Genomic DNA, 15,801 nt, shown 5'->3' with positions numbered 1-15,801 from the left:
GAGACGGGGGCCGGGACGGCGTCAGGTGTCTTCGCGGGCGGCACTGCCGGAATCGCGCACGGTGGAACCGGCCATTTCCGGCGGCAGGCCGTCGGGGGTCGTGGGTTTTTCCAGCGGATTGAGCTTGTCGTAGGCGTTGATGATTTGGCGCACCAGAGGCGCCGCCACCTTGCCGCCCGAGCCGCCGTGCTCCAGAATCACCGCCACGGCGATCTTGGGGTTTTCATACGGCGCAAAACCGACGAACCAGGCATGATCGCGGAACTCGAAGGGGATGTCTTCCTTTTCCTTGTACTCGCTGATGGCGCTCAATGACACCACCTGCGCGGTTCCCGTTTTCCCCGCCACCTTGATTTTACGCAGGCGGGCGCGGCGACCCGTCCCTTCCTTTTCATTCACCACGCCGAACAACGCTTTGCGGATCAGCGTCAGAGAATCCGTTTGCGCCGGTATCTGCCCCACCACTTCCGGCTGACTGGCGGCGATGATCTGGTTGTCCTTGTCCTTCACCTGGCGAATCAGGATGGGGCGAAACAGCGTGCCACCATTGGCCACGGCGGCGACCAAACGCACCTGCTGGATCGGCGTCACCAGGTTATAGCCCTGGCCGATGGTGGCGGCGATGGTGTCGCCGGGCAGCCACAGCCCGCGGTTGGAGGTGGTTTTCCATTTGACCGTCGGCACCAGTCCCGGACGTTCGCCTATCATGCGCACCTGGGTGAAGTCGCCCAGTCCGAACTGCCGTGCGTATTTGGCGATGCGGTCCACCCCCAGGTTATAACCCACCTGGTAAAAGTACACATCGCAGGACTGCACCAGCGCGTCGTGCAGGGTCATGTCTCCATGACCGGCGCGTTTCCAACAGTGGAAGCGTCCTTTGCCGCGGCCAAACGTGAAAAAGCCGGGGCAATGGACGGTGTCTTCCGGCTTGATTACGCCTTCTTCCAACGCCGCGTGCGCAACCACGATCTTGTAGGTCGAGGCGGGGGGATACACACTGTTCACGGCCCGGTTCTGCAGAGGCTTGTGCGGGTCCGATTGCATTTGCTTCCATTCGTCGCGGGTGATGCCGCGGGCAAACAGGTTGGGGTTGAAATTGGGCTTGCTGACGATGGCCAGGATCTCGCCGTTGGTCACATCCATCGCGATGGCGGAACCGATAATGGGCTCCTCTTCGGTGCCGGTCATCAACGCTTCCATTTTTTTCTGGAGTTCAAAATCCAGCGTCAGCACCAGGTTGCGTCCGCTTTGCGGCGTCAACTTGCGCAGCGTGCGCAGTTGCCGTCCTGCCACGTCCACCTCGATTTCCTTGTAGCCTTTCTTGCCGGTCAATTCCGATTCATAAAACAGTTCCAGCCCGTACTGGCCTATCATGTCGCCCATCATGTAATCGGCCTGCCGCATGGCCTCCAGCCGCGCTTCGGAAATTTCTCCAAGATAGCCCATCAGGTGCGAGGCGAGGTTGTCGTACAGGTAGTTGCGGAGCGGCTCCACCTTGATCTGCACGCCGGGCAGCAGGCGGTTGTTTTCTTCAATGAACGACACCACGTCGCGGTCGATGTCCGCCCGCACCAGCACCGGCTTGAAGGGCCGCGATTGGCGCGCATCCTCCAGCACCCGGTCGATGTCGAATTTCAGGTGACGGTGCAGGGCGCGCAGGGTCTGGTTGAGGTTGCCGGCGTCTTCCGGCGTGACATACAAATTGTAGGAAGGACGGATGGAGGCCAGCACGTTGCCGTTGCGGTCGAGAATCTTGCCGCGGAAGGACGGCAGGGAGACCAGGCGCACGCGGTTGTTCTCTGAAAGCGTCTCGAAATTTTCGCCTTTCAGAATCTGCAGGTACCACACCCGGACCCCCAGGGCGAGGAAACACACGCCGACAAGAATGACGAACAGCCGCACCTTGCGGCGAACCTCATCCGAAACATCGTGGCTGTACAGGTACTTGCTCACAAACCCACCCTTCTCCGCAATCCGGTCACGCCGCCTGCCGGCTGGGATTCCGGCGGCGATACCAGTTGAGGAGGTAAAATCCGATCACGCCAACCACTGCATTGTAAATCGTGAACACCATCAACGACGGGAAGAACACCCCGAACGACGGCTGCGCCTTGAACAGGATCAGCGAAACGAAATAGTAGATCAACCCGTCGAACAGCGAGGCCAGCGCGAGAAACGTGCTGATGGGGCCGACGCCATCGAGCACCAGTTTGCTTTTCAGATTGGCGAAGACGAAGCCGATGAGGCTCTTGGACAGGGTGTTGACCCCGAGGAGGTCGCCGGACAGGCAGTCCTGCACGAAGCCCAGAGCGAAGGCCATGGCCACGCCCGCGTTCTCATCCAGAATGATCGCACAATAGACCGCCAGGATCAAAACCAGATCGGGCCGCACGCCGTACACGGAGAATGTGTCCAGCAGCGTGGTCTGGAAGGTAAACAGAACCAGGAATGTGATTGCAATGCGCCACCACACGGCGTGCCTCTCAGAGTAACAGGATCAGGACTTCCTCCAGACGGGACAGGTCGGCGCTGGGGACGATGGTCACTTCCTGAAACAACCCCTGCGTGGCCTTCTGCACCTGGATCACCTGCCCCAAACGGAGTCCTTTGGGGAACACGCCTCCTAGTCCCGAGGACAACACAACGTCGCCCACCTCCACCGTGGCGTTGATGGGTACGTATTTCATTTCACAATGCTCGTCGCCGGTGCCGACCACCACGCCGGACGCGCGGTCCTGCTGGAACAAGGCATCGACGGCGCTGCGGCTGTCGACGACCAGCATGACCTTGGATGAGTTGAACCCGACCTGAATGATGTGACCGACCACACCCTGGTTGGTGACCACGGGCAGGTTCTCACGCAGTCCGTCGTTCGACCCTTTGTTGATGACGATGGTCTTGGCCCACTGTGAAGCGTCGTAGGCGATGACGGTCGCCACCAGCGAGTCCGCTTCGTATTCCACCTTGTACTCGGTGAGCCGGTGAATGCGATTGAGATGGGCGACCTCTTCTTCGAGTTCGGTCTTCTCTTTGATCAATTTGTGGATGCGCCGCTTCAGGGTTTCGTTTTTCTTGGCGGTGTCCACCAGCAGGATGTAATCATCGATCACATCGGTGACGGCGCGGACGCTCTGGGTCACCGCGCTTTGCAGCGGTGAGACCACCCAGAGAACGATTTTTTCGAAGAAGGTGGGCTGCTCCGACCGTTTGATGTTGACCGTCATGAGGATCAGGGAGAGCAAAAAGATGGCGACGAATACGACGGTCTTTTTCCGGTCTTTGAGTCCTTTTTTCAACACGTCACAAGGCGACTTTTTTCAGGAGTTTGGGATCCGACAACAATTTGCCGACACCGTTTGCCACCGCAGACAGAGGATCGTCGGCCACGGTGACGGGCAGCCCGGTGGCTTCGCGCAGCAGGGTGTCGAGGCCGCGGATCAAGGCGCCGCCGCCAGCCAGCACCACGCCCTTGTCCACGATGTCCGCCGCCAGCTCCGGCGGCGTGCGTTCGAGCGCGATCTTCACCGACTCCACAATCGTGCCGAAAATTTCCTGCAGGGCTTCGGCGATCTCCTCGTCGGAGATGACGAGCGTTTTCGGGATTCCGGCCACCAGGTCGCGGCCTTTGATCTCCATGGTCTGCCGCGGATCGGTCGGGTAAGCGGTGCCGATCTGGATTTTCACGCTCTCCGCCGTGCGTTCGCCGATCAGCAGGTTGTATTTCTTTTTGACGTAATTGACGATGGCCTCGTCCATTTCATCGCCCGCCACGCGCACGGACTTGCTGTACACGGTGCCGGACAGCGACATGATGGCCACTTCCGTGGTGCCACCGCCGATGTCGATGATCATGTTGCCGGTCGGCTCCTGAATGGGTAGATCGACGCCGATGGCGGCGGCCATGGGCTCCTCAATCAGAAACACCTCACGCGCGCCCGCAGAATGGGCGGAATCGCGCACGGCGCGCTTTTCCACCTGCGTCACGCCGGACGGAATGGCGATGATCACGCGCGGCGACACAAAGGTCTTGCGGTTGTTGTGCACCTTGCGGATGAAATGGCTGATCATCTGCTGGGTTTCCTCGAAATGCGCGATGACCCCGTCCTTCATCGGCCGAATGGCCTGGATGCTCCCTGGCGCCCGGCCCAGCATCTGCTTGGCCTCTTCGCCCACCGCCAGGATTTCCTTGTTATGGCTGTTGATGGCCACCACCGACGGTTCGCGCAGCACCACCCCCCGGCCTTTTACGTAAACCAGAGTGTTCGCGGTCCCGAGATCGATGGCGAGGTCGTTGGAAAACAGATCGGCGAATAAATTGAACACGCAAATATCCTGTAGGAGTGAGTAAAGGCTTGGTAAATACTTGTTTTTTTAGAACTTAATATATAACAAGCAGATGCCGAAAATGCAATCACTAAAAATGGCCCCCTCCCCCTCTGCCGGTGGATGCGGTACAATGGCCAAGTGCCGTAGCGGAAGCGGTTTGGGAATAAAGACTTGCGTCCGGAAACCGGGTTCTATAAGATGACAGGTCGATTTTAACATTATTTTTTCGGGACTTGGAGTGTTTGCATGCTGAATTTGATCCGACAACATGCGGATTCGTGGATGATCAAGAGCATCCTGTGGCTCATCGTTTTCGCCTTCCTCGGCACCATTTTTTATTCCTGGGGCATGGGGGGCAATGTCGCGGGCCGCAGCGGAATTCTGGGCAGTATTAACGGGACGAACATCACCCTCGCGGAATACGACCGCTCGTTCGACAACCTCGTCAGTTTTTACCGCGACCAGTTTCAGAGCCGCTTTTCGGAAGACATGATCGAGAAGATGGATCTGAAAAACTCCGCGCTGGAAGCCATCATCCAGAAAAAACTGCTGCTCATGGAAGCCAAAAAGCAGGACATCCACATCAGTGATGCGGAACTGGCCGACCGCATCTTGAGCAATCCCAATTTCCAGAGAGACAATAAATTCAGCCGCGGCATCTACGACAACTTCCTGACCTACAACCGCATGTCGGCTCAGGAGTTTGAAGACAACCAGCGCCAGCTGCTGCTCATGGAAAAAGTGGAATCGATCATCAAGGACAACACGCAGGTCTCCGACGCCGAAGTGCGGGAAGCGCTCGTTAAGGAAAAGCGCAAGGTCAAAATCAACTACGCGGAGTTTCCGAAAGACTACTACCAGTCACAGATCACCCCGACCGACACGCAGTTGCAACAATATTATGAAGCGCACAAGCGCGACTTCGAAGTTCCGGTCCAGATCAAGGTGCAGTATGTCAAGCTGACGCCGGACCAGGTGCTGGATGACATCAAGGTGTACGATGAGGACACCAAGGATTACTACACCAACAACCAGGGCGACTATCTGATCAAGAAACGCTACAAGGCGAAACACATCCTTGTCCGCACCGAGCTGAACACGCTGGGCGGCGACGACCTGCCGGTCGATGAAAAAGAGAAAAAGCTGAACGCATCGGAGGCCAAGGCCAAAGCCAAGGCGGAAGACATTCTTAAAAAGATCAAAGAAGACGGCAAGTCCTTCGAGGAGATGGCGAAGGAACACTCCGACGACAGGACGTCTGGCGCCAACGGCGGCGACCTGGGGCAGTTCCCCAAAGGCACCATGGTCGGGGAGTTCGAAGCGGCGCTGGAAACCATGAAGCCGGGGGACATTTCCCAGCCGGTGCAGACGCCGTTCGGCTTTCACCTGATCAAGTTGGAGGAAATGCACGAGGAACGGTTGAAACCGCTTGAAGAGGTGAAGGATGAGATCGTCGAAAAATTGAAGAAGATGAAAGCGACGCAACGCATCCGCCGTATCGCCAAAAAAATCTTCAACTCCGCTGAGAAGGACAACGATCTGGCGCGTGGCGCCCAAAAGTTCGAGCAAACGACGCAAACCACCGGCTTCTTTTCAGGGCAGGATCACGATATTCCCAACATCGGCATGGTCCCGGAATTTTTCAACACCGCCTTCACCCTTAAGGACAACGTGGTCAGCGCACCGCTCAATACCTTCGAAGCATCCTTTCTCATCAAGGTGGTCGAGCGCAAGCCGCCCTTCGTTCCGGAACTGGACGCGATTCGCTCTCAAGTACAAGACGCGTTCATGAACAGCCGCCATGTCGAAGTGACGAAGGCCAAGTTTGAGCAGATGGGGGAACAACTGGCAAAGAACCGGGGTCTGGAAGCACTGGCGAAGACCAACTCGCTGGAAGTGCAGGAGACGCCTTATTTCAGCCAGACCGACTCCATCCCCGGCATCGGCAATATCCAGTCGATCAAGAACAAGGCGTTTCAGACGAAGCCCGGCGAAACCACCATGGGTGAGTCGCCGCAGGCTTATTATCTGATCCAGGTGGTGGACCTGCAGAACGCGGAAGAGCCGACGAAGAAAGAAATTCAGGAGATGTACAAACGCCTGAAACAGCAGAAGGCCGACATCGTGTTCCGCAACTGGCTGGACCAGGCCAAGGCGAAAGCCAATATCCTCGTCGATAAAACGCTGCTCTGATCGACCGTCAGCGTTTGCGCCAGCGGTCGGTCTCTTTGGCCGGACGGATGCGCAACGCGGTCTGGTGAATTTTTAAGATCCGGTCCAGCAGCGTTCCGATGTCCGGCGCCAGCACGCGGATCATCTCCTCCTTGCCCTGTCCGCCCAGATCGTAAATGATGTCCGGCACCTTGCCGAACCGTTCGATGGCGTTGTAGGTGCCCCACTCCAGGGACGACCCCTCCAACTGCTTGACCGACTTCGGTTCCTTCGCGCGGTCGAACGAGGCAATGCGAAACTTGAGACGCTTGCAGGCGTTGAGAATCGTGTCGCTGAACTTGATGTTCATCACCGCGCGCATGGTGGGATCGAACCGCATCGCCGTGAGCACGATCTTGGCCACGTGCCGCGATGCGCCAAACTGCGGCGAAGCCACGGTACGGATTTCATCGCCCAGCTTGATGATGCGCCCGGGAATGGCGATGACGTCTTCCACCCGGCTCGCTTCCGGAATGCCCACGCCGAGGTTGGACTGCACTTCCGGAATCAGGTGGCCGATGTGATTGGCCTTCAACACTTCCAGCGCCGCCGACACCCCCTGCAACAACTCGAACCGTTGACGCACCTGCGTCGCCTGCGCAAAGGGATCGACATGGCCCTTGCCCTTCCCCGCCTGCACGCCGCCGCCGATCGCCGCCTGGATGAATCCCTTGGCATGCTCCACCGCCTCATGCAGGGGCCGGCCCTTGGCCAGTCCGCAGGCAATCGCCGAAGCCAGGGCGCAACCGGTGCCGTGCAGGTTTTCGTTGGCCAGCCGATCGGAAGCAAACACCCACGACTGCTTGCCGTCGAACAGCCAGTCGTCGGCGTTCTTTTTGGCATGACCGCCCTTGATGAGCACACTTTTGACGCCGGTCTTTAGAATCTCCCGCGCCGCTTTCTTCATATCCTTGTCGTTGCGAATGCGAACGCCGGAAAGCGCTTCCGCTTCCGGCAGGTTCGGCGTCACCAATTGCGCCAACGGCAGCAATTCATCCTTCAAAATGCTCACGCCCTTTTTGGACAACAACGCCGTTCCGTTGGACGAACGGATCACCGGGTCGATCACCAGATGTTTCACTCTGAATTTTTTGAACAGGCGGGCAACGCATGCAACGATTTCTTCGTTGCCCAGCATGCCGGTTTTGACCGCAGCGGGTTTGCCGTCTTCGAGGATGGTTTGCAACTGGTCCGCCACCACCGCTTCTTCCAGGTCGTAGGCGGTTTTGACGCCCTGCGAATTCTGGATGGTGATGGATGCGATCACCGAGGTGGCAAACAAATCGTGCGCGGTGATGGTTTTGATATCGGCAGGCACCCCGGCCCCTCCGGAAGAATCCGAGCCGCCAACGGTCAGTACGGTTTGAACGGTTTTCATGAGCTATTCATGGTGATGGGTTGGATGAATGAGTTCGGTCGCCGCCACACGGGATTCCCTTTGCAGGGAGATCATTGGCGGAACGGATGCACAGCCTAGCCTACTGTCACCGATTTCGCAAGGCTGCGCGGCTTGTCCACATTGCGTTTCAGCGAGGTGGCGGTGAAGTAGGCAAACAGTTGGGAGATGACCAGATGGATGAAGGGGGCGACGATTTCGGGAACCTGCGGGATGATCAACTCTTCGCTGAACTGTTCCTTGTCCTTGCCGCGTTCATCGAAATGAATGCCCAGCACGAATCCCGACCGCGCACGGATTTCCGCGATGCTGGCCAGCGTCGCCTGGTACATCGTCTTGTCGCTTTTGGGCGGGACGAAGACAATGGAATACACGTCGTCGTCGATCATCGCCAGGGTGCCGTGTTTCAGAAATCCACAGGGCATGCCCTCGGCGTGAACGTACGCGACTTCTTTCATTTTGAGCGCCGACTCCAGCGCGATGGGGTAGTAAATGCCGCGTCCGAGATACAGCCAGTTTTTGACGTTGCGGTGCTGGTGCGCGATGCGATGGATGAACCCGGAACGTTCGTTGAGGATGCCGTTGATGATTTCCGGCAAGTCCTGCAACGCCTTGAGCGATGTTTTGTACTGGCGTTCGGTGAGACGCTTGCGCCGCAGCCCCAGCTTCAGCGCCATGTGCGTCAGGATCACCATCTGTGCCAACGCCGCCTTGGTGCTGATCACGCAGATCTCCGGCCCCGATCCTTGCAGGATCACTCGATCCACCAGACGCGAAATGGTCGATCCCATCACATTGACCAGGGCGCCCGTTGCCGCTCCTTGCGCCTTCGCATGCTTGAGCGCGGAAATGGTGTCGTAAGTTTCGCCGGATTGCGAAATGGCCAGCACAAAACTTTCCTTGTCCGCCGGCGACAGGGAAACGAATTCATCCGAACTGATGGCCGGAATGTACTTCCCCGCTACCTGGCTGAAAATGTAGTTCGCATACATGGTCACGTAAAATGTGGTGCCGACGCCCACCAGGTGCGAGGTCTGCTTGCGGTCCAGCAGGTCCACAAAAGCATCCAGGTTTTTTTCGTCCACGTCCAGCGCGTTGCTGATGGTCTGCGGCTGCTCGTAAATTTCTTTCAGCATGTAATGTGGGTAACCGCCCTTGCGCGTGGTCTCGCTGTCCCATTCAATACGGGTCACCGGCTTGGAGACTTCTTCCTGCGTGATGCTGCTCTTCACCATGTAGGCGTCCTTGGAAACGATGGCGTACTCATCGTCGTCCAGGATGACCGCGTTTTTGGTGTGATCGATGAAGGCGTTGAAATCGGAGCCGACGTACTTCACCTCATCGTCGATGCCGAGAAGCAGCGGCGATTCCCGGCGGGCGCAGTAGATGAGGTCGGGCTGCGGCAGGCAGATGAAGGCGATCGCAAACGAGCCTTCCAACTGGCGCAGCGTGCTGACGAACGCCGCCTCCACCGCACCGGTTTCCTGATAATATTTTTCGAGCAGGTGTGGCACGACTTCGGTGTCGGTGTCGGAACCGAACTTGTGGCCTTCGGCCTGAAGCTGCTTGCGCAATGCCTGGTAATTGGAAATGATGCCGTTGTGCACCACCGCGAATTTTTTGTCGCAGGACAGAAAGGGATGCGTGTTGCCCTTCGTCACCTGGCCATGCGTGGCCCAGCGGGTGTGAGCGATGCCGGTATTGCCTTTATGATGCAGGACGTTTTCTTTCTTATAAACGTCTTCCACGTAACCGACATTCTTTTTGACGACGATCGACCGCTGTCCGTTCATCATCGCCACCCCGCAGGAGTCATACCCCCGGTATTCGAGATTGCGAATGCCTTCGAACAGTTGATTCGAAATGTCCTTCAGTCCGACCGCGCCGGTGATGCCACACATAGTTTATCCGCTAGCTGTTTTTGACAGAATAATGAGAAGGCAGGAATTTGCCCGAAGGGATCACAATGCCGGGCTCAATGGTGTTGCCCGCACCGATGACCACGTTGTCGCCGATGAAGGCGCCCAGCTTGTTGCGTCCCGTCTTGAACGTTTTCTTATTATACTTCACTTCCACCGGCTCCCAGGTCATGGTGCGGTTGACGGTCATGGTGCCCGCCCCGATATCTACATTCTCCCCCAGAACGCTGTCACCGATGAAGGACAAACGTCCAACCCGGGAATTTTTGTGGATGACGCAGTTTTTCAATTCCACGCCGTAGCCGACGGAGCAGTTCGCGCCCACCGCCGTGTAACTGCGGATGAGCGAATTGTTGCCGATGTAGCTGCCCGCGCCGATGGAACACGGCCCTTCCAGCACCGCCCCGGCTTTGATGCGCACGCCCTCTTCGATGCGCACGGTGCCGGTGATGGTGACGTTGGATTCCAGTTTCGCCGTTTTGGCGATGGACGATTCCTCCCAGCAATCCATGATGATCTGGTTCGCGGTGAGGATCTCCCACGGGTACACGATATCCAGCCAGTCCTCTTCCCACATCGAGGCGCGCAGGCCCTCACCGTCCACCAGCGCCTTGATCGTTTTCTCCATCGACCGCTTGTTCTTCTGCAGGAGGTCGAAAAACGTTTCGGGCAGAATGTACACCCCGGACAACACGTAATTGCCCAGATTGTCGCCCTTGGGCTTTTCGATGATGCGCGTGATCTTCATGTTCGCGTTCAGAAATACGTTGCCGAACATGTCGTTGGACGGCGGCAGGCAGATCGAGGCCACCGGCGATTTGAATGTGTGGAACGATTGCTGGGTTTTACTGAAAATGTTCTCGGCGGTGACGATATCCCCGTAAATCAGCATGAAGTATTCGCCGTGCAAAATTTTGTCGCGCACCTGCATGACCGCATCGCCAATGCCCGCCTGCTTTTTCTGTTCGACGACGTTCAGGTTGACGCCATTGAGCGCGTGCTGATGCACCTCTTCCAACAGCTTTTCCTTCTGGTGCCCCACCACCACATAGACATCGCTGATGCCCGCTTTCTGCAACAGGTCGAGGCAGTGGTTGAACAGATAGCGGCCGGCCACACAGAGCATGGGATTGGGACGGGTATCGGAAAAAGGAGTCAGGTTGTTGCCTTTTCCTGCCGCAAGGATGACCGCTTTCATCTATGATTCCTTAAGAACAAAACGTGAAGACAGGCTGCTCAGGAGTTCGAGGCGCGCTCGGAAAAAAGTTGCTCCGCGGTGTTGAGATCCTCGATGGAATTGATACCAAAAATTTCGGAGGCGTCCCCGGTTTGAATGGCCTGGATGGCCTGCCCCCCCTCCGTGATGCGGGAGACGGTATCGGTCAGGTAGTATTCCTGTTGGGCGTTGCGATGGCCAATACCCTTTAAAGCCTTGAAAAGAATACTCTTTTCAAAACAATAAACTCCCGAATTGTATTCGTCAACTGTTTTTTCCTCGGGGCTGGCGTCCTTGTTTTCCACAATGCGCCCGACGCTGCCATCGGCCTGCCGGATCACCCGTCCGAAATCTTTCTTTTCGTTGGATTTCAGACTCAGCAGCGTACAGGGTGCCTGGGATGCGCGATGACTGAGCAGGAGGGGACGCAGCGTTTCGGGACGGATCAGCGGCATGTCCCCGCACAAAATCAGGACATCGCCGGTGAAATCCTGAAGCGCGGCCTCGGCCTGCATCACCGCATGACCGGTACCGAGTTGCTCAGTTTGTTCTACAAACTCAACAGGATAGCCCGCACAGACCGGGCGCACGCGGTCGGCCTGGTAGCCCACTACAATCAATATCCGCTCCGGGGCCAGAGCCTGCACTCCGTCCAGGACGTGGACCAAAAGCGGCCGCCCTGCCAGCGGGTGCAGCACCTTGGGCAGGTCCGACTGCATGCGCTTGCCCTGCCCCGCCGCAAGGATGATGACCGCTAAACCTTGGCCTTGCATTGAATCCTGTATTCCTGAACTTTTTTACGGAGAGTGTTGCGGTTGATCCCCAGAATGTTGGCCGCTTTGGTTTGGTTGCCCTGGGTTTCTTCCAGCACAATTTCAAGAAGGGGTTTTTCCAATCCACAAACCAGGAGGCCGTAAAGATCTCCCTTTTCATTCCCATCCATCTCGGAGACGTATTGCTTGACACTCTTATGGAGCCATTTTTCCAAAAAACAGCGAATATCTTTGGAAGTTTTATCCATGAAGACGCCCGGATACGTTGGTGACAGTCAATTTATAAAGGGATGGGGTAAGGTGGAAGCAATGTAGCAAACTCCCCATGGGGGGTCAACCGAAAAGCCCCAAGCCGGGACAAGGCGGGGATTTATCGGTTGATTCGGTATAAACGCCTCGTTTAATATGAATTTTCAATATGAATTTCTGTTGATGCATGAACCATGAAAGTCGCCTTCAGCACACTCGGTTGCCGGACCAACCAGAACGACACCGCGGAGATGCAAACGCTTCTGGAAAATGAGGGGTTTACCATCGTCGATGCAAACCACCCGGCGGACATTTACGTCATCAACTCCTGCACCGTGACGGCCAAAAGCGACGCCAGTTCCCGGCAGGCGGTCAAGCGGTCTTTGGCCATCAACGAAGACGCCATGGTCGTCTTCACCGGTTGTTACGCGCAGAACAACCCGGAAGAAGTCCGGCAGATTTCCGGACTGGACGTGCTGCTGGGCAACGCCAACAAGCTGGAAATCCTTGCAGCCATCCGCCGGCGGCTCGAACACCTCCAAAGCAGGGACGTGTTCGGCGATCCCGAAGTGGTGATGACCGACATCACCAAGAGCTGGGATTTCAAAACCATTCCGGTGACGGAATTCGGTGGCAAGTCGAAGGCCTTCATCAAGGTTCAAACCGGGTGCGATGAATCGTGCACGTTCTGCACCGTAGCGCGGGCGCGCGGCCGCTCCATCAGCGACGAGCGGGAAAACATTCTCAACAACGTGCGCTGTTCGCTCGATGCCGGCTTCAAGGAAATCACGCTGACCGGCATCAATCTGGGCACCTATGGCATGGACAAATCGCCGCCGGAAACATTTTCCTCTTTGGTGGAAGACATCGCCAATCTCGATGGGGACTTCCGCCTGCGTATCAGCAGCATCAACCCGATGGAGATCGACGATCATCTGATCGACCTGATGGCGGAGCGCGACAACATCTGCCCGCATTTTCACATCCCGTTGCAAAGCGGGGACGACACGGTCCTTGCCGGGATGAAACGCAACTACGACTCCGGCAATTACCGCACCGTGGTCGAGCGGGCCGCCGAGCGCATTGACCACCTCGGTCTGGGTGCGGATGTCATCGTTGGGTTTCCAGGAGAAACCGATGCCATGTACGAGAACACATACCGGTTGGTGGAGGAGTTGCCCTTCACCTACCTGCACGTGTTCAGCTATTCACCACGCCAGGGAACGGATGCGTTTCGCATGAAAAACGACGTGCCCAAGGCAGTGAAAAAAGAACGCAACCGGAGGCTGACGGAACTGGGCCGGGACAAGGCGCTGGCTTTCCGGCAACGGCTGGAGGGCCACACGCTTTCTGTTCTGGTTGAAAGCAGCCGCGATCCCGCAACGGGCCGGTTGCGCGGTCATTCCGAAAACTTCATCCCGGTTCTCATCGACGAAGAAGACACACTGATGAATCAGATCGTGCCAGTCCACATTCAGGATGTTTACGGCCAACAGGTTTCCGGATGCATCCTGTAATCACCCTCACCACGGATTTCGGACTCAACGATCCGTACGTCGGCATCATGAAAGGCGTGATCCTGAACATTGCGCCCGATGCACAACTGGTGGACCTCACGCATCAGATCCGTCCGCAGAATATTTTACAGGCGGCACTGGTGGTGAAAACCGCGCACTCTTATTTCCCGAAAGGCACCGTGCACGTGGTGGTGGTGGACCCCGGCGTCGGCGGCGTACGCCGGCCCATTGGGATCAAGAACAACGGTTACTGGTTTGTCGGCCCGGACAACGGCGTGTTCACATCGGTGATCGATTCACAGGCCCTGTGTTACGAACTGACCGCTGAAAAGTATTTTTTGAAAGACGTCTCGACCACCTTTCACGGGCGCGACATCTTTTCGCCGGTGGCGGCATGGCTGGCGCAGGGCAAAACCTTGCGGGCATTCGGCCACAAGATCGCCGATCCGGAAACGCTGGACTGGCCGCTGCCCAAATTCGACGGCAAGACGATTTCAGGGGAAGTCATTTATGTCGATCACTTCGGCAACCTGACCACCAACATCGACGCCGGTTTGCTGGAGGGTGTGTTTGAACATCCCGAAAGTCTGGAAGTGCAACTGGCGCGCAAAACGCTGAAAGGCCCGGTCAACAGTTACTCCGAAGCAAGAGAAGGTTCACCGGGAGTCATCATCAACAGCTGGCATGCCCTCGAAATTTTTTATCGGGAAAACAATGCGGCTGAAAAGCTAAAAGTTAAAATCGGGACCCCGGTGCGCGTCACCCAGGCCCGGTAATAAAGGCTCGCATGACCGACAACAATATCAAAATCGTCTGCCAGAACAAAAAAGCCCGCCACGATTATTTCATCGAGGAAACCATGGAGGCGGGCATCGCGCTGATGGGTACGGAGGTGAAAGCCCTTCGTGAGAGCCGCGCCAGCCTGCTGGACGCCTACGCCTGGGTCGAACGCAACGAGGTGTATCTGTACAACTGCCACATCAGCCCGTACACGCCGGCGACACAATTCAACCACGACCCGATGCGCAAACGCAAGCTGCTGCTGCACCGGAAAGAAATCAATCGCCTCATCGGCGCCAGCCAGGAAAAAGGATGCAGCCTGATTCCGCTCAAGATTTACTTCAAAGGGGGCATCGCCAAGGTGGAGCTGTCCATCGCCAAAGGCAAAAAACAGCACGACAAGCGCGAAACCATCAAGAAACGCGACGCCGACCGCGAAATCCGCAAGGCCATGAAGGGCGACCTCAAGTGATCAATCGGAACCGCGTGGCCCGACAACCGGAGGTTCGGCTCCGGCCTCTCTTCGCAGGATCACCAGAATGACCCCGCCGATGGCGGTCGCCGCGCCCAGGTAACCCAGCAGGCCGATCCGTTCCGGCTCCACCAGCCCTGGAATGAGATGGGGGAGTGCCTCCATCACGACCAGCGTGATGAACGGGTTGAGAGTGACGATCACGCTGATCAACCACAATGGAATGTGTTTGATCGCTTCCGCCAGAAAACCGTAGGCCAACAACGTGTTGATGCCGAGAAAAACCAAAAGCCCCCACGCCACCACACCGGCTCCGCTGTAATCCTCCCAACTCACCGTGCTGACCAGCACCACTCCGGCGACGCCATACACCAACAGGTTCAACTGCTGTGCCGCGTATTGCGGCGCCAGCGACTTCTGGAAAGTCATGTACGCCGCCCACAACGCCCCGGCGATCAGCACGAAACCATTGGCCGCGGTATAGAGGCCGAGGTCCGTCGCCTGCGACTGCTGGTCGCTGAAAAACAAAAGGAAGCCCAAGACGGCAATGCCCAGTCCGCCCGCCTGCTGGCGCGAGAACCGTTCCTTGAACACGGCGACGCCGATCAACACCACCATCACCGGCGCAATCTGGATGAGCACCGCCGCGTTGGACGGGGAGCTGGCGCTGATGCCGCGCAGAAAATAATAGTAGTTTCCGGACAGGCACAGGCCCGCAAGGATTCCAAACAAAGGCGGCCGGGTGAGGATGCGTTCCGGAGGTTGGCGTTTGACGCGCAGAAACAACCACAGCGCCAGGAAGGCAAACACAAAGCGGAACCAGACGATCGAGCCGGGAGAAAAATCCTGCAACGCGATTTTCATGAAAACCGGCAACAGGCCCCACAACACCGCTGTGCTCAGGGCAAAAAAGATCCCGCGCGTGTAATCGGTTCCGGGCAT

At 57.2% G+C, this 15,801-nt stretch carries 14 protein-coding genes; 4 read left to right on the top strand and 10 right to left on the bottom strand.

The window, feature by feature from the left end:
- Nucleotides 1-21 precede the first annotated feature (21 nt).
- The 4 genes from mrdA to QML71_RS04870 are packed head-to-tail and all read right to left on the bottom strand — an operon-like array spanning nucleotide 22 to nucleotide 4,323.
- Entirely contained in the window at nucleotides 22-1,953 is a 1,932-nt protein-coding gene (mrdA, locus tag QML71_RS04885; protein WP_282010787.1) for a penicillin-binding protein 2, read from the bottom strand.
- A gap of 25 nt (nucleotides 1,954-1,978) precedes the next feature.
- Nucleotides 1,979-2,473, bottom strand: a complete 495-nt coding sequence (gene mreD / locus QML71_RS04880) for a rod shape-determining protein MreD (protein ID WP_282010786.1) — start codon at nucleotides 2,471-2,473, stop codon at nucleotides 1,979-1,981.
- Nucleotides 2,474-2,483: 10 nt separating this feature from the next.
- Nucleotides 2,484-3,299: a rod shape-determining protein MreC gene (gene mreC / locus QML71_RS04875; protein ID WP_282010785.1), complete on the bottom strand. Its 816-nt coding sequence runs from the start codon at nucleotides 3,297-3,299 to the stop codon at nucleotides 2,484-2,486.
- A gap of 1 nt (nucleotide 3,300) precedes the next feature.
- Nucleotides 3,301-4,323 carry a rod shape-determining protein gene (locus QML71_RS04870; protein WP_282010784.1) on the bottom strand — a complete coding sequence of 341 codons (1,023 nt, stop codon included), beginning with the start codon at nucleotides 4,321-4,323 and terminating at the stop codon, nucleotides 3,301-3,303.
- Between the two features lie 249 nt (nucleotides 4,324-4,572).
- Between QML71_RS04870 and QML71_RS04865 the strand changes: the two genes are divergently transcribed.
- Nucleotides 4,573-6,519 carry a SurA N-terminal domain-containing protein gene (locus QML71_RS04865; RefSeq protein ID WP_282010783.1) on the top strand — a complete coding sequence of 649 codons (1,947 nt, stop codon included), beginning with the start codon at nucleotides 4,573-4,575 and terminating at the stop codon, nucleotides 6,517-6,519.
- A gap of 7 nt (nucleotides 6,520-6,526) precedes the next feature.
- Here QML71_RS04865 and thiD read toward each other — a convergent pair whose 3' ends face one another.
- From thiD to QML71_RS04840, 5 genes are all read right to left on the bottom strand, one after another.
- Complete coding sequence (thiD, locus tag QML71_RS04860) at nucleotides 6,527-7,915, bottom strand: bifunctional hydroxymethylpyrimidine kinase/phosphomethylpyrimidine kinase (protein ID WP_282010782.1); 1,389 nt, start codon at nucleotides 7,913-7,915, stop codon at nucleotides 6,527-6,529.
- Between the two features lie 95 nt (nucleotides 7,916-8,010).
- Entirely contained in the window at nucleotides 8,011-9,834 is a 1,824-nt protein-coding gene (glmS, locus tag QML71_RS04855; protein WP_282010781.1) for a glutamine--fructose-6-phosphate transaminase (isomerizing), read from the bottom strand.
- A gap of 10 nt (nucleotides 9,835-9,844) precedes the next feature.
- Nucleotides 9,845-11,050, bottom strand: a complete 1,206-nt coding sequence (gene glmU, locus QML71_RS04850; protein WP_282010780.1) for a bifunctional sugar-1-phosphate nucleotidylyltransferase/acetyltransferase — start codon at nucleotides 11,048-11,050, stop codon at nucleotides 9,845-9,847.
- A 38-nt stretch (nucleotides 11,051-11,088) separates the two neighbouring features.
- Entirely contained in the window at nucleotides 11,089-11,841 is a 753-nt protein-coding gene (locus QML71_RS04845; RefSeq protein ID WP_282010779.1) for a sugar phosphate nucleotidyltransferase, read from the bottom strand.
- Nucleotides 11,823-12,089, bottom strand: a complete 267-nt coding sequence (locus QML71_RS04840) for a helix-turn-helix domain-containing protein (RefSeq protein ID WP_282010778.1) — start codon at nucleotides 12,087-12,089, stop codon at nucleotides 11,823-11,825. The genes QML71_RS04845 and QML71_RS04840 overlap by 19 nt, the downstream gene beginning before the upstream one ends.
- Before the next feature lie 195 nt (nucleotides 12,090-12,284).
- On the opposite strand from QML71_RS04840, the gene mtaB reads away from it, so the two are divergent.
- From mtaB to smpB, 3 genes are read left to right on the top strand one after another with little or no spacing between them, the layout of a single operon-like run.
- Entirely contained in the window at nucleotides 12,285-13,607 is a 1,323-nt protein-coding gene (gene mtaB / locus QML71_RS04835; protein ID WP_282010777.1) for a tRNA (N(6)-L-threonylcarbamoyladenosine(37)-C(2))-methylthiotransferase MtaB, read from the top strand.
- Nucleotides 13,595-14,383, top strand: a complete 789-nt coding sequence (locus tag QML71_RS04830) for an SAM hydrolase/SAM-dependent halogenase family protein (RefSeq protein ID WP_282010776.1) — start codon at nucleotides 13,595-13,597, stop codon at nucleotides 14,381-14,383. The genes mtaB and QML71_RS04830 overlap by 13 nt, the downstream gene beginning before the upstream one ends.
- Before the next feature lie 11 nt (nucleotides 14,384-14,394).
- A complete protein-coding gene (gene smpB / locus QML71_RS04825) occupies nucleotides 14,395-14,859 on the top strand; it encodes an SsrA-binding protein SmpB (protein WP_282010775.1) in 465 nt (154 codons plus the stop codon).
- On the opposite strand, the gene QML71_RS04820 is transcribed toward smpB, so the two are convergent.
- On the bottom strand, nucleotides 14,860-15,801 hold the full coding sequence (locus QML71_RS04820) for a DMT family transporter (protein WP_282010774.1): 942 nt from the start codon (nucleotides 15,799-15,801) through the stop codon (nucleotides 14,860-14,862).

This window comes from Nitrospina watsonii, from assembly GCF_946900835.1.
Lineage (GTDB): Bacteria > Nitrospinota > Nitrospinia > Nitrospinales > Nitrospinaceae > Nitrospina > Nitrospina watsonii.
Note: the sequence above shows the minus strand (reverse complement) of the source record. Positions and strands in the feature narration are given on the sequence as shown.